We start from the raw sequence: 12991 nt of genomic DNA, 5'->3' as shown, positions 1-12991 counted from the left end.
CTCCTCGAGAAACGATGGCAACTCGTCCCGCGCTCGCGCGATCGCCGCCTGCATCTCCGGATCATCCTTCGCGAACCCCGCCGTCGGCGCTCGCCCCCCGCGCCCTCCACCGCCACCAAACAACCGGCGAAACAAATCTGACATACCCATGGCAGACGCTTCTAACCGCTCATTCCTCCCCGCGAAATCCCCCACCTGGGGGATATGACACGACCGCGCGAGACACGCAAGCAACCACATCTCCGACTGACCCACATGTTCTTCTTCGACGCCCCGCCGCGCGCTACACCCACCAGCGGCGCCCGGTCATTCGACGCTTCCTTCAACATCAACGACCCACCTCCGCCAACGGTGGCCCATGACGACGCGCCTTCCCCAATGACCACTCCTGTGCGCACGGAAGCGGTCGGTGCGCGCACTTTCCAATCTTTTTCTCCACCAACCCCCAATACCCCCGATCAATCTGACCATCGCCGCGGTAATCACAAAGTGAGGACCAAATCCCCCCCCACCCTCACCCCCCCCCACCCACCCCTCCGGCGGCCCCGGCATCTCCCTGCCCCTGGGCCAGACTGACGATGGCCTGCCCATAGGCGTCCAGCTCTCTGCCGCCAACGGTGAAGATGCCCTGCTGCTGGCCCTGGCCTTCGAACTGGAAGAAGCCCATCCCTTCCAACACCTGGGTAGGGTGCACTGAGCCCAAGGCGAACTGCACCATCACCCCGCCCACAGTGAATGACAGGCAGCAGGGCGACACGCGCGCCGCCCTTCACGCAACGCAATCGGCAGTGGCAGCCCCACGGCAAACGCACCGGCAAGGCCCGGGCAACCTTCAAAAACCCTCTTGCCCACTGTGGGAAGCGATGCTTGCATCGCGAAGACGATCAGGATGATTCAGCCTTTTACCGGGCCCCCCTAGCGAAACTGACTCGGCGACACCCCGTACCATTTCTTGAACGCCCGGGAAAACGCACTCACTTCCGAGAACCCCAACAGAAACGCCATCTGCGTTACCGTCATTCCCGGCGTGCGCAGGTGGCGCTCCACCAACGTCTTGCGAGTGTCTTCCACCAGTTGTTTCCAGCTTAACCCCTCATCGGACAACCGCCGCTGCAGGCTGCGGGTACTCAGGCAATATTCCGCCGCCGCATCCGCCTGGGCAGGCTCGCCATCCGGCAACCGCTGTTCGATCCACAAGGTGAGCCGACTGGACAGGGACGCCTGTTCGCTGGCCGCCAGGCGTTGCGCCAGGGTGGCATCCAGCATGGTCGCCAGTTGCACATCGCTGGCCGCCAGCATGTGCTGGGCGTTGGCCTTGTCGAAGGCCAGGCTGTAATGGTCCGCCACCGACACCTCACAGCGAAAATACCGGGCCATGGCCTGGCGCAACGCCGGGTCCAGCCACTCCGGCGCGCACACCGCCACCGAATTATGGTCCCGATGAATGCGAATGCGCAGCAGGCGCACAATGGTGGCCATCACAAACACGATGGCCTGGGGATGGGGCTGGTGATCGGTGTTGGAGGTGAAACGCAGTGCCACACTGTCGTCATCGGCAATCAGCTCGGTGGCCACCAGGTCGCTGATCAGGCGATGAAAGCGGGTAATGCGGTTGAGCACACTGTACAGATCTCCCCCCGCCGCCACCGCCAGGCCCAGCGCGCCGAAGGTGTTGTACTGGGCATGGCGGGCCACCTCGATGGCCATGGCCGGGTCGTTCAGCTCGCGCACACAATCATCCAGCAAGGCCGTGGACACCGCCGCATCCAGCCGGGCCTCCGGGTCCTGCACCATCTGCGGCTCCAGCCCGTGGCGGCGCAGAATGGCATCACTGTCCAGCCCCCGCTCATGCAACAAATGCACTAACGGCCCCATTAACAGCGCTGCCGCCTGTTTTTTTTCTGACATTGGCGTCCCCGGTCAAACGGTTGGCGGGCAAAGGCGAGTTTTCCTTCCCTGCCCCGCCTACAGTGATTGCCATCGAGAAATGGAGGTTTCCCATGGCTACAGCACCTGCTCGCGGCAAGTCCGCAACAGATAAAAAAATTCAACGTGAAATCATTGCCATCAGTGATGATGTACGACAAAAACACGGTTGGCTCAAACACCAGAACACCATCGGCCTGAGCATCTTCAGCATTGCCGTGATTGGCACTGTCGTCAACGCCGTTCTCTACCTGCAAGGCATCATGCCCGGTTGGGCCGTGATCCTGCTCACCGCATTTTGGACCTCGCTGCTGCATGAGCTGGAGCACGACCTGATTCACCTGATGTACTTCAAGAAGAACAAGTTTATGCACAACCTGATGATGACCGGCATCTATCTGCTGCGCCCCAACGTCATCAACCCGTGGATTCGTCGCCACCTGCACTTCCATCATCACAAGCATTCCGGCATGGAAACCGACCTGGAAGAGCGCGGCATTACCAACGGTGAAAAGTGGGGCCTCAAGCGCCTGCTGATGGTCGGCGACGGCATGCTCGCCGTGTACCTGCGCGCCGGTCAGTATCTGACTGAACCCGCTCGCCTGTTCAAACGCGGCCTGATCAGCAAGCAGGACGTGAAGAACGTACGACTGATCGGCCTGGTCAGCTACAGCCCGCTGGGCATTGCTGCCCACGCCATCTGGCACTTCTTCGTGCTTTACCACCTGGCCAACGGCGTGGCCTGGCTCGCCGGCACCAGCATCGCCTGGCCGGAAATGGTCACCGCACAACTCAGCTGGATCACCCCGCTGGTCGTGGTACTGATCGCCCCCAACATGCTGCGCACCTTCTGCCTGCACTTCATCTCGTCGAACATGCATTACTACGGCGACAACGAACCGGGCAAGATCACCGAACAATGCCAGGTACTCAACGTCTGGTGGCTGTGGCCCCTGCAGGCCTTCTGCTTCAACTTCGGCAGCACCCACGCCATCCACCACTTCGTGGTCCGCGACCCCTTCTACGTACGGCAGATGACCGCCAAGCGGGCCCATGTAGTGCTGAAGGAGAATGGCGTGAGGTTCAATGATCTGGGCACATTCCGTCGAGCCAACCGAATGCACGAGAAACCGCAAGCTGCCTGATAGTCACGACTTACCAACATGAAGCCCGCCTTGTGCGGGCTTTTCTGTTTTCAACGGAAACAGCCCCGCTTGCGCACCAAACCAGATACTATTTTCTTTTAAATCAAGCACCTTGCTGACATCCACTGGAAGAAAATCCTCCAAGAGTTATATAGAACGTTCTGCATAACTCCGTGTAGGAAATTAGCTATAGCACCCCAACCTGCTGTTATGGCAGGCTTTTCATTCTAGTAGGGGAGCACGGTTCCAGAGTTATAAGGAACCGGGTTATGCGGAACGTTCTAATTAATACGCTGTTAAATGCTATGGCAATCTGGAAAGAAAAATATATTGAAGAGCATCATGATAATGCCATGTATGGCTGCGAAGCACCTAGCTTCGAGCCCAGATCGGATTATGACAATATCCGAGATAACTGGGTTTATTTTGTAGAGGCATGTGGCTTTACCTTTCAATTTCTAAATCTCGCCCAACTGTCAGAGTGTTTGGCATACTATGAAACCAAGCATCCAGGCAGCACACGAGAAGAAATTGGCGCAGCAGATCACTGGGAGGTTCAGCGGTGGCATGAGCGCCTTCCACTTTATCTGCGCGAGGAAGCTAAGCGCGTAAAAGTGATCAAATCCCTAAAAAAAGCGCAAGAACTAATAGTCAGCAACAAGGTGGTAGAGCGTGGCATTTAACAATCGCAAGCACGCGGACCAATTTTCCGCTCCTTCGTCGCTCCAAATCGTCCGGTGTTGCGGGCGTTAAGCGAACTTACAACCAACCTCGCTGCCTATTTCCGATTCATTTACTGAAAAATGTCCAGGCCAGCACTCGGGCAACCTTGTTGCCCTGCTTCATCTCAATTTCTCGCACATCAGCGGCGCCGACCTTGAGCATCAATTTCTTTAACGGCCGAACATTGTCGGCTTTTGATACCAGGCTGGTAAACCAGCGGCATTGCGATGAATACACCTGACTTTCTCTTACCATTTTTTTGAGAAACAACAGTTCACCGCCCTTGCACCATAGCTCAGCGCCCTGCCCACCAAAATTAAGATTCGACGCCTTTATTTTCGTCTTTTTCTCACCGCGGTTACGCGCCAGGTTCGAGACTTTGCGTTGGCTGCTTTTCAGTGCTTCATCCTGCGAGGCATGGAAAGGCGGGTTGCATACACTGACATCGAACCACTCTCCCGGCTGGATGATACCTTCGAAAATATGATTCTTGTCGAGTTGCGTGCGCAGGAAAAAACGGTCTTTGAGTTCGGCATTTCTAGCGATAACAGCATCCACATTCGCAAGCGACTGGGGGTTTATGTCACTGCCGACACATTGCCAACCATAAACCTGACAGGCCAGCAGCGGGTAGATTCCGTTTGCGCCCGTGCCGATATCGAGCAGCTTGATATGGGTATTTTCAGGCCCGACGAGGTCCGCAATGTAATGGATATAGTCGGCCCTGCCCGGAATAGGAGGGCAAAGTGCACCGTCTGGAATATCCCAATCGGCGATGTTGTAGTATTGGTTTAGTAACGCGGCGTTTAGCGCCTTGACTGCCAACGGGTTTGAGAAATCGATGGAAAGATCGCCGTAAGGATTCGGCTTCACATGGGGGGCCAACGCCGGGGAGCTTGTTACCAAAGCAGGAAAATCATAGCCCTGATTGTGTAAATTCCTCGGGTGCAGACCTTTGCCCGCCGGCCTGGACGTGTTTTTCTTACTGTGATGGCGGGTGTTTATAGTCATAGGCCTGAGGCGTGGATCAAACATTACAGTACAGAGGGATTAGCCCATGATTATAATGTTTTTCTATGCCTCGGGCATAATCGACCGCAGGGTCTTGCGGCAAACTAGAAGCCAATCAGAATAGCGAGGGGCAGGTCTTGCCCCGTGCGCTGCATTCAGTTCCAATCGTTTTCTGGGCACTTCACTACAATGTGCCAGTAGAGCCCTCTCAAACGTACTGATTCCAAACGGTCTATCTCCATGAACCTCATCAATATCGCAGACACCGCCTTGAACCGGGTTGCCCGCTATCACGAGCATCGCGTTGAAGGCCTGGAGCATATCCCGGCCAGCGGGCCGGCGCTGATCGTGGTGAATCATTCACTTGCCACCTATGACAGCGGCCTGCTTGCCGCCGCCGTGAGGGACAAGCTGGGGCGGGATGTCTGGCTGCTTGGCGATCGCTATATCTTCAAGATTCCGGTAGTACGCGATCTGGCGTCGGCCTACGGTTTCGTTGAGGGCTCACAGCACAATGCGGAGAGCCTGTTGCGCGATGGCGAGCTGGTATTGGTGGCGCCGGGTGGCATGCGGGAAGCACTGCGGCCCAGCAGCCAGAAATACCAGCTGAATATCAGTGACCGAAAAGGGTTTGCCAAACTGGCTATGCGTACCGGCGCCCCGGTGATTCTCTCCGCCTGCCCGGCAGCGGATGATATTTATCACGTGGTATCGAACCCGGTAACAAACTGGGTGTACAACCGCTACAAACTGGCTGCTCCGGTTATCTTCGGCAAGTACGGCACCATCGTGCCCAAGCCGGCCAAACTGGTTCACTACCTGAATGCGCCGATGTCGCCGCCTGACAATGGCGCAGACGATGACCCTGAAACCGTCGATGCCTTTCATGCCGCGTTAGAGAGTCGCCTGCAGGAAATGCTCACGGAACATGCAAGCGCCTGAAAGATGCAACGTCAGAACCCAGGATAACCATGAAAAAAACCGTCGCTGTTTTTGGCATCCTCCGCTTCCCACCGGAATCCATGGGTGCCGTCAGACCTCACCTAAAGACATTTGTCGATGCTACACGCAACCTGGATGGCTGCATCGTCTACGATGTGGCGGAAGATCTGTTTGATCCTGGGCTGATTCGCTTTTCCGAGCTCTGGCCAGACAATGATTCTTTGAATGCCCATCTGGTAGCGACGCATATTGCGCCGTGGCGTGAGGCCGCAAAGCGATTGGGCCTTATGGAGCGGGTGTTTACAGCTTATAGCATTCATGGTGCGAGGCCGGTATAGGCCAGGCAACCCTAGCTTGATCGTGCCTGTAGCACCGTTGTTATTCGTGATGAGAGCATCGGTTATTCGCTTTGCTCAGTCTGCGGCCCGCCTTACAGCCGTTACTCCGCTGCGCTCCGTTCCCACAAGGATCGAACCGTTCGTTCAGGGGCTAGCAGACACTGCGCAGGCATGAGAGATTTTCTCTCACTTTATGCTTCACTACTCTCGCGAAAAAACGACGGCGCCACCCCGGTCCAGCGTTTGAAGGCACGACGGAAGTTGGCGGTGTCGCCGTAACCGAGGGTGTAGGCCAGCTCCTGAATGGTCATCTCCTGGCTTTTCAGGTATTCCATGGCCAGTGAGTAACGCACTGCATCAAGGATCTCCTGGAAGGAGGTGCCCTCATCCTGCAATCGCCGGTGCAGGGTGCGAGGGGTCATGTGCAGCATGCGGGCGGTGACGGCAAGGGAGGGAAAGTTCACCTGTTTGGCCAGCATCAGTCTGCGCACGCGGGCTGACACAGAGGCATCCGCCACCATGTTCTGCAATTCCCGCTCACAGAGTTTTTCTGCGTGTTCGAAGGCGGTGGGGTCGGCGGTTCTCAGCGGCTGGTCCACCCGGTCCAGGGGCAGGGACAGGCCGGTCCAGCTCTGGTCATAACGCACCGGGCAGCGGAACAGGGAATCAACCAGCTCCCGGTCAAAGGTTGCCGGGAAGGCAAAACTTGCCTGGGCCACCTGGCAATTACCCAGGGTGATGAAATCGAGCACGTTCTTCACTGCCACCACCACGGCGCCCATCAGGAAAGGCCCCACCTCTCCCAGGGGCAGCAGCTCGCGAATCTGCAGGTTGAGAAACCGGCCTTCCACCCGATGACTGACCATCACCAGATTGATGCGCAGGGGAATAAAGCGCTCCAGTAATTCCACCACCTGACGAACAGAGCCGCTGTTCATGGCCGCGTAACCGAGGATGCCGTGACTGTTGATGCGTAGCCGCTCGCCCACCATCAATCCCAGTGCCGGCTCCCCGGTGATCGCTTCCGCTTCCAGAAACAGGGCACGTACCACACCCCAGGGGACTGTCGCCTCGGCCTGATCAAGATCAGCCAGTGTCAGGCCATGGGCTGCCAGCCAGGGCGCAACGGCAATATCCATCTCTGCCAGTTGGTCTGCCACCTGGCGTATGTAGTTGATGGACAGTGCCCATTCCATCTGCTTGTTCATGGTTGGCAGTACCTGAAAAACGCAATGTCAAAAAATGACCCCCATCTGTCTACAGACAACCTACCCCAGCGCCATGCGCATATCTAGCATCGATCTCCACTGCTCAAAACCCGAGCACGACAAACGTACAGGAAGGTAACAAAGCACAATAAAACCTTACGTATTGGCTGCTTTTCATCAGGGAGAACATCATGCGATATGCAAAACAATTAATTATTTTTCTCGTAGTTTCCACAGCCCTTTTCGCCAACAGCACTCACGCCAACATCAGCAACAAGCGCACGCTTTGTGTTTTCGATTTGGTCGGTGCCAACGGTGATTTCTACGGCATCATGAAGGATTTCAAGACCGCCGCGCTTGGCTGGGGCGTGGACATTGAACTGCAGCCCTATACCGACGAGAAGATCGCCGCCGAGGATCTGAAGGCGAAGCAATGCGATGGCGCCCTGCTTACTGGCATCCGTGGCCGCCAGTTCATCAGCTATACCGGCAGCATGGATTCCATCGGTGCCATCCCCGACTACGATGCCATGCGCATGGTGGTGTCGATCCTGGCCAGCGGTAACCCCAAGGTGAATCCGCATCTGGTGTCAGGCCCCTATGAGTTTGCCGGCCTGGTGCCCATGGGCGCGGCCTATCTGTTCGTGAAAGACAACAGCATCGATACGGTGGAAGAGCTGGCGGGCAAATCCATTGCGGTGCTGGAATACGATGTGGCCGAGGCCAACATGGCCAAGCGTGTGGGTATGTCACCGGTGATGTCGGATATCACCAATTTTTCCACCCGGTTCAACAACGGTTCCGTGGATACCTGCTTCGCGCCCATCTTCGGTTATTCCGCCCTGGAACTGTACAAGGGCATGCAGCCGGACGGCGGCATCATTGATCTGGTGCTCGGCCAGTTGAGCGCACAGCTGATTCTTCGCAAGGACCTTTTTCCCGCGGATTTTGCCGACCAGTCGCGCAAGTATCTGGCCGGCCAGTTTGATCGCGCCATGCGCATCATCAACAACGCGGACGGCGAAGTGGATGAAAAATGGTGGATCAATATTTCTGACGCAGAAACCACCCGCTATGACGAAATGTTTCGCCAGGCCCGCATCGATCTTGCCAATCAGGGTGTTTACGACAAGGACATGATGAGCCTGCTGCGCAAGGTGCGCTGCAAGGGCAATCCGTCCCGCGCCGAATGCGTCAATCCCGTCGAGTGATCTGATCGATTATTTCTTTTCTTTCAACGTCATCTTGCAGTGATCTGCACAGCATTATGAGGGCATTATCATGTTGGAAAAACTCAATCCCGATACCTTGTTGCGTTTGAAAAAATGGGGCTACCTGGCCTGCTGGATGCTCTTTCTTCCCATGGTGCCGTTTTCCGCCCTGGTGGGTCGTGAACCGGGCACCCAGAATCTCTGGGCTTGGATGATTCTTGCCGTGTTTTTCATTCTGGTGCCAGTGGTGGATTACCTGGTCGGCAAGGACCCGGTGAACCCGGATGAAGAAAAACAGGTTCCCGAACTATCCCAGGACAAGAGCTATCGCGCCCTGCCCCTGCTGCTGGCCGTGGCCTGGCTAGGCCTGCTGTTCTATGCCGGCCATGTGTTCGTCAGCAATGACTATTCCTGGGCAGGCATGCTCGGCTGGATCATGTCCATCGGCCTGCTTGGCGGCATGATCGCCATCAATCTGGGTCACGAACTGATTCACAAGGACCCGAAGGTGGAAAACTGGATGGGCGGACTGCTGCTGTCGTCGGTGACCTATGCCGGCTTCAAGGTAGAACATTTGCGCGGCCACCATGTGCATGTGTCCACGCCGGACGATGCCTCATCCAGTCGTTACAACCAGAGCCTGTATGACTTTCTGCCCAAGGCGTTCGTGCGCAACTTCAAGAATGCCTGGAAACTGGAAAAGCAGTATCTGGAGCGCAAGGGCAAGAAGAACGTCAGTGTTCATAACGAGCTGATCTGGTGGTACGGCATCTCATTCCTGTTCGCCATGGCATTCGGTGTACTGTGGGGTTGGCAGGGTGTGCTGTTCTTTGTCGGGCAAAGTTTTGTGGCTGCACTGGCCCTGGAGATCGTCAACTACATCGAGCACTACGGCCTGCACCGCCGCCAGTTGCAAACCGGCCGCTATGAGCGGGTCACCCCCGCGCATAGCTGGAACTCGAATTTCCTGGTCACCAATCTGGTGCTGTTCCAATTGCAACGCCACAGCGACCACCATGCCTACGCCAAGCGTCGCTACCAGGTGCTGCGCCACTATGACGAGAGCCCGCAGCTACCCGCCGGTTATTCCGCCATGATGCTGCTGGCCATGGTGCCGCCACTGTGGAAAAGCGTGATGAACCCGCGGGTGGAAGCCTACTACCAAGGTGAGCTTGACCAGCTGTTCCGCGAAGGCCCACGTGTTAACAATATTGCCTGATTACGGTACCGGTGAGCGGCCTTGCATCGCCCACCGGTATTTGCGAGTTTCATCACGGTCAGATGTTTTTGCCCCAGGTCGCTCCACTTGCTCTCCCTGGCCAGGCTGGGTGAAGCATCGCTCAGGCCCGACCCCATCACTGAACAGCCGGGCTGACCGGTCGTCTCTGCCACTACCGGGTAACCGCTTTACCTTCCCTGCCAACTGGAAAAACCATGGGTGAAGCCATTACGCTGAAGCCCATGGCTGGCGTCTGCCATGCCTGGTTTGTCTTACCGACTCGTTGTCGTGAGGGAGAACAGCGTAATGGAGCAAGAACGCATTCCGCAGACCATGGCCGCCATGCTGCTTACCGGCCATGGGGGACTGGACCAGCTGGTCTACCGCGAAGACGTACGCACCCCCGAACCCGGCCCCGGTAAGGTGCTGGTGCAAGTCAGCGCCACCGCCAAGAACAACACCGACCGCAAGGCCCGGGAAGGCTTGTACCCGGTCAAAGACCGCGATGACGTGGCCTCCTTTCAGATGGGTGGTGAGGCCACCCTGACCTTTCCCCGTATTCAGGGCGCGGATGTTGCCGGCCGCATTGTCGCCGTCGGCGAGGGTGTCGACGCCGGGCGCATCGGCCAGCGCGGGTTGCTGGACTTCAATCTTTACCCGGATGATCGCCGCGATATCAACCTGGCGCCGGACTATTTTGGCCATGGCGCCGATGGCGGCTTCGCCGACTATGTGGCCGTGCCCTCTGATCAATTCCACCCTGTGGCCAATCCCGAGATCCGCGATGCCGAGCTGGCGGCGCTGGGCATGTGCTCCTACCAGACCGCCTATCACATGCTCACGGCGGCGGGAGTCGGGCCCGGCGAGCGGATACTGGTGACCGGCGCCAGTGGCGGCGTGGGCACGGCACTGATCCAGCTGTGCCGAATTATTGGTGCCATCCCCTATGCATTCAGCACGGCGGACAAGGCCGAGCCCCTCAAGGCGCTGGGCGCCGAGGCGGTCATCGACCGGCGCCAGAGCGATGACCTGGTCGCGCACATTCGCGACCTGACCGGCGGGGCCCCCATCGACGCCGTGATGGATCTCGTCGGTGGCGAGATGACGGACCGTTTCATCGATACCATGATTTTCGACATGAAGCGCCGGGGCAGTTACCCCCGCTTGAGCATTGCCGGCGCCGGCGCCGGCAATGTCAGCGAAATACTCTGGACCCGCATCTACCTTTACCAGGTGCAGATCTTCGGCGTCTCCCATGGCACCCGGGAGGAGGCCGGGCAACTGGTCGACTGGATCCGCGAGGGTCAGCTCAAGCCGGTGCTGCACGGCGCCTTTCCATTGTCGAAGTTGCATGTGGCGGAGCGCTATTTTGTCGAACGGGGTAGCGGCTACCTGGGCAAGATCGTGATTGTGCCCGACGGCCAATGGGCCAAGCATGGCGCGCCGTTTTCTCTGGAGGGTGAAGCATGAAACAGGACCTGCAGCTACAGCTGATCGACACCCACGCGGCCGGCGATGTCAGCCGGATTGTGGTCGGCGGCATTGATCCGCTGCCGGGCGCCACGGTACGCGACAAGATGCACTATCTGGCCAGTGACGCGGATGGCCTGCGAAAACTGCTGCTAAACGAGCCCTATGGGGCACCGGAAATGTCGGTGGACCTGATCGTGCCGCCCAGTGATCCGGCGGCAAGCATGGGCTACATCATCATGGAGGTGATGGGCTATCCCATCTATTCCGGGTCCAACACCATCTGCACGGCCACGGCCTTGCTGGAACAGGGACTGATTCCGAAACAGGAAGGGGAACAGCAGTTCAAACTTGAGTCCCCCGCCGGCCTGGTCAGTATCAATGCCCGGGTCGTCAATGGCGTCGTGCAGTCCATCACCTGTGCCGGGCTGCCCAGCTACATCCATACCTACCAGGAATCGGTGCGCGTCCCCGGCTTCGGGGATGTCACCTACAGTGTGGCCTACAGCGGCGGTTTCTACGCCCTGGTGGACGCCCGCGAACTGGGATTCAACCTCACCCTGGACGAAGAAGCCGAGCTGGCCCGGTGCGCCCACGCCATTGTCGAGGCGATCCAGGCTGATCGCGGCTTTTCCCATTACACCCTGGGCGACGTGGGGCCCCTGCCGTTTCTGCACTTCATGGGGCCGGTGGAGCAGGTGGCGGATGATTTCTACCGTTCACGCTCAACCACCTATGTGCATCCCGGGGTAATCTGTCGCAGCACCACCGGTACCGGCACCTCGGCACGGTTGGCCCTGATGCATCATGAGGGGCGCATCAAGCCGGGCGACCGGCTGGAAACCGTATCGCTGCGCCATACCGGGTTTATCGGCCAATTTACCGGCACTCACAACACCACTAACTACGAGGTGGTGGACAACACCATCACCGGCCAGGCCTTTGTACTGGCCCACTCCAATATCATCGTCAACTGCGGCGACCCCATGGTGGATTGTGCCGGCCTGCATCACATCCTGCGTGATGCGGCCCATCACGTGCTGGAAGACAAGAACGACAGTCTCTGATGAAGGTGCCGGGGCCCTTTACGAGCGCCGCCCCTGGCATGACATGGAGAGTGTCGAAATCATCTTCCGCCGTTCGATAATGAAGCAGATCATCCGGAACAACAGGAGCCTTCCTCATGCCATCAAACCCTGTACCACTTCCACGAATCGCGTCCCCGGAAGAGTGGGACAAGGCCCGTCTGGCGCTGCTGGACAAGGAAAAAGCACTGACCCGGGCCCAGGACGCACTGGCCGCCGAACGCCGACGATTGCCCATGGTGCCGGTTGGGAGGGATTACCGCTTCACGGGGCCGGAGGGCGAACTATCGCTGGTGGACCTGTTTCAGGGGCGCCGGCAACTGATTGTCTATTGCGCGATGCTGGAGCCCGGCGCCAGCCCCTGCGAGGGTTGCTCCATGGTGATGGATAACATTGGCCACAACCTTTCCCACGTTAATGCCAGAGGTACTACCTTTGTGTTCACATCCCCGGCGCCGCAGGAAGAGATTCTCGCCCTGCAAAAACGCATGAACTGGCAAGCGCCATGGTATACCGACCATGATCGCCGCTTTGCCGATGCCTTCGGGGCTGGCAAAGGGTTTGCGATCAATGTGTTTATTCGTGATGACGGGAACCAGGTCTACCGCACCTATTTCAGTACCGACCGTGGTGGAGAGCTGTTCGACACCCATTTCCGATTGCTGGATATCACTCCGTATGGTCGCCAGGAACAGTGGGAAGACTCGCCCGAG

At 57.9% G+C, this 12991-nt stretch carries 14 protein-coding genes; 9 read left to right on the top strand and 5 right to left on the bottom strand.

Annotated elements, in window-relative coordinates; translation table 11 throughout:
* Nucleotides 1-514: 514 nt before the first annotated feature.
* Together ACFE0K_RS02690 and ACFE0K_RS02685 are read right to left on the bottom strand one after the other, a co-directional pair.
* The gene (locus ACFE0K_RS02690; RefSeq protein ID WP_434534599.1) at nucleotides 515-757 is read right to left on the bottom strand and encodes a hypothetical protein; all 243 of its coding nucleotides are present in this window, start codon (nucleotides 755-757) and stop codon (nucleotides 515-517) included.
* 158 nt (nucleotides 758-915) lie between these two features.
* On the bottom strand, nucleotides 916-1908 hold the full coding sequence (locus tag ACFE0K_RS02685; RefSeq protein ID WP_434534598.1) for an AraC family transcriptional regulator ligand-binding domain-containing protein: 993 nt from the start codon (nucleotides 1906-1908) through the stop codon (nucleotides 916-918).
* Nucleotides 1909-2000: 92 nt separating this feature from the next.
* Between ACFE0K_RS02685 and ACFE0K_RS02680 the strand changes: the two genes are divergently transcribed.
* Complete coding sequence (locus ACFE0K_RS02680) at nucleotides 2001-3071, top strand: fatty acid desaturase (protein ID WP_434534597.1); 1071 nt, start codon at nucleotides 2001-2003, stop codon at nucleotides 3069-3071.
* A gap of 3 nt (nucleotides 3072-3074) precedes the next feature.
* On the opposite strand, the gene ACFE0K_RS02675 is transcribed toward ACFE0K_RS02680, so the two are convergent.
* Nucleotides 3075-3197 (bottom strand): hypothetical protein, encoded by a 123-nt coding sequence (locus ACFE0K_RS02675; protein ID WP_434534596.1) that lies wholly within the window; start codon nucleotides 3195-3197, stop codon nucleotides 3075-3077.
* 143 nt (nucleotides 3198-3340) lie between these two features.
* Here ACFE0K_RS02675 and ACFE0K_RS02670 point away from each other — a divergent pair, with 143 nt between their 5' ends.
* Entirely contained in the window at nucleotides 3341-3754 is a 414-nt protein-coding gene (locus tag ACFE0K_RS02670; protein ID WP_434534595.1) for a hypothetical protein, read from the top strand.
* Between the two features lie 106 nt (nucleotides 3755-3860).
* Here ACFE0K_RS02670 and rlmF read toward each other — a convergent pair whose 3' ends face one another.
* Nucleotides 3861-4805: a 23S rRNA (adenine(1618)-N(6))-methyltransferase RlmF gene (rlmF, locus tag ACFE0K_RS02665; RefSeq protein ID WP_434534594.1), complete on the bottom strand. Its 945-nt coding sequence runs from the start codon at nucleotides 4803-4805 to the stop codon at nucleotides 3861-3863.
* Between the two features lie 240 nt (nucleotides 4806-5045).
* Here rlmF and ACFE0K_RS02660 point away from each other — a divergent pair, with 240 nt between their 5' ends.
* Both ACFE0K_RS02660 and ACFE0K_RS02655 read left to right on the top strand, forming a co-directional pair.
* Entirely contained in the window at nucleotides 5046-5747 is a 702-nt protein-coding gene (locus ACFE0K_RS02660; protein ID WP_434534593.1) for a lysophospholipid acyltransferase family protein, read from the top strand.
* A gap of 29 nt (nucleotides 5748-5776) precedes the next feature.
* Complete coding sequence (locus ACFE0K_RS02655) at nucleotides 5777-6085, top strand: putative quinol monooxygenase (RefSeq protein ID WP_434534592.1); 309 nt, start codon at nucleotides 5777-5779, stop codon at nucleotides 6083-6085.
* A 191-nt stretch (nucleotides 6086-6276) separates the two neighbouring features.
* On the opposite strand, the gene ACFE0K_RS02650 is transcribed toward ACFE0K_RS02655, so the two are convergent.
* Nucleotides 6277-7293 (bottom strand): AraC family transcriptional regulator, encoded by a 1017-nt coding sequence (locus ACFE0K_RS02650; RefSeq protein WP_434534591.1) that lies wholly within the window; start codon nucleotides 7291-7293, stop codon nucleotides 6277-6279.
* 191 nt (nucleotides 7294-7484) lie between these two features.
* Here ACFE0K_RS02650 and ACFE0K_RS02645 point away from each other — a divergent pair, with 191 nt between their 5' ends.
* The 5 genes from ACFE0K_RS02645 to ACFE0K_RS02625 form a co-directional block, all read left to right on the top strand.
* Nucleotides 7485-8504 carry a putative solute-binding protein gene (locus tag ACFE0K_RS02645; protein ID WP_434534590.1) on the top strand — a complete coding sequence of 340 codons (1020 nt, stop codon included), beginning with the start codon at nucleotides 7485-7487 and terminating at the stop codon, nucleotides 8502-8504.
* Between the two features lie 70 nt (nucleotides 8505-8574).
* On the top strand, nucleotides 8575-9723 hold the full coding sequence (locus ACFE0K_RS02640; RefSeq protein WP_434534589.1) for an alkane 1-monooxygenase: 1149 nt from the start codon (nucleotides 8575-8577) through the stop codon (nucleotides 9721-9723).
* Between the two features lie 306 nt (nucleotides 9724-10029).
* A complete protein-coding gene (locus tag ACFE0K_RS02635) occupies nucleotides 10030-11193 on the top strand; it encodes a zinc-binding dehydrogenase (protein WP_434534588.1) in 1164 nt (387 codons plus the stop codon).
* Nucleotides 11190-12260: a proline racemase family protein gene (locus ACFE0K_RS02630; protein WP_434534587.1), complete on the top strand. Its 1071-nt coding sequence runs from the start codon at nucleotides 11190-11192 to the stop codon at nucleotides 12258-12260. The genes ACFE0K_RS02635 and ACFE0K_RS02630 overlap by 4 nt, the downstream gene beginning before the upstream one ends.
* Nucleotides 12261-12376: 116 nt before the next feature.
* Nucleotides 12377-12991, top strand: a 615-nt coding sequence (locus ACFE0K_RS02625) for a DUF899 domain-containing protein (protein ID WP_434534586.1), incomplete at its 3' end; no start/stop codon positions are given.

The organism is Alcanivorax sp. (genome assembly GCF_051117345.1).
GTDB lineage: Bacteria > Pseudomonadota > Gammaproteobacteria > Pseudomonadales > Alcanivoracaceae > Alcanivorax.
This window is presented reverse-complemented; position numbering and strand designations above follow the sequence as displayed.

Excerpts from the sequence above, each read along its gene's own strand:
- ACFE0K_RS02630 (WP_434534587.1), top strand. The coding sequence starts at position 11,190 with ATGAAACAGGACCTGCAGCTACAGCTGATCGACACCCACGCGGCCGGC.
- ACFE0K_RS02685 (WP_434534598.1), bottom strand. The coding sequence starts at position 1,908 with ATGTCAGAAAAAAAACAGGCGGCAGCGCTGTTAATGGGGCCGTTAGTG.
- ACFE0K_RS02635 (WP_434534588.1), top strand. The coding sequence starts at position 10,030 with ATGGAGCAAGAACGCATTCCGCAGACCATGGCCGCCATGCTGCTTACC.
- rlmF (WP_434534594.1), bottom strand. The coding sequence starts at position 4,805 with ATGACTATAAACACCCGCCATCACAGTAAGAAAAACACGTCCAGGCCG.
- ACFE0K_RS02655 (WP_434534592.1), top strand. The coding sequence starts at position 5,777 with ATGAAAAAAACCGTCGCTGTTTTTGGCATCCTCCGCTTCCCACCGGAA.
- ACFE0K_RS02645 (WP_434534590.1), top strand. The coding sequence starts at position 7,485 with ATGCGATATGCAAAACAATTAATTATTTTTCTCGTAGTTTCCACAGCC.
- ACFE0K_RS02680 (WP_434534597.1), top strand. The coding sequence starts at position 2,001 with ATGGCTACAGCACCTGCTCGCGGCAAGTCCGCAACAGATAAAAAAATT.
- ACFE0K_RS02660 (WP_434534593.1), top strand. The coding sequence starts at position 5,046 with ATGAACCTCATCAATATCGCAGACACCGCCTTGAACCGGGTTGCCCGC.
- ACFE0K_RS02650 (WP_434534591.1), bottom strand. The coding sequence starts at position 7,293 with ATGAACAAGCAGATGGAATGGGCACTGTCCATCAACTACATACGCCAG.
- ACFE0K_RS02670 (WP_434534595.1), top strand. The coding sequence starts at position 3,341 with ATGCGGAACGTTCTAATTAATACGCTGTTAAATGCTATGGCAATCTGG.
- ACFE0K_RS02640 (WP_434534589.1), top strand. The coding sequence starts at position 8,575 with ATGTTGGAAAAACTCAATCCCGATACCTTGTTGCGTTTGAAAAAATGG.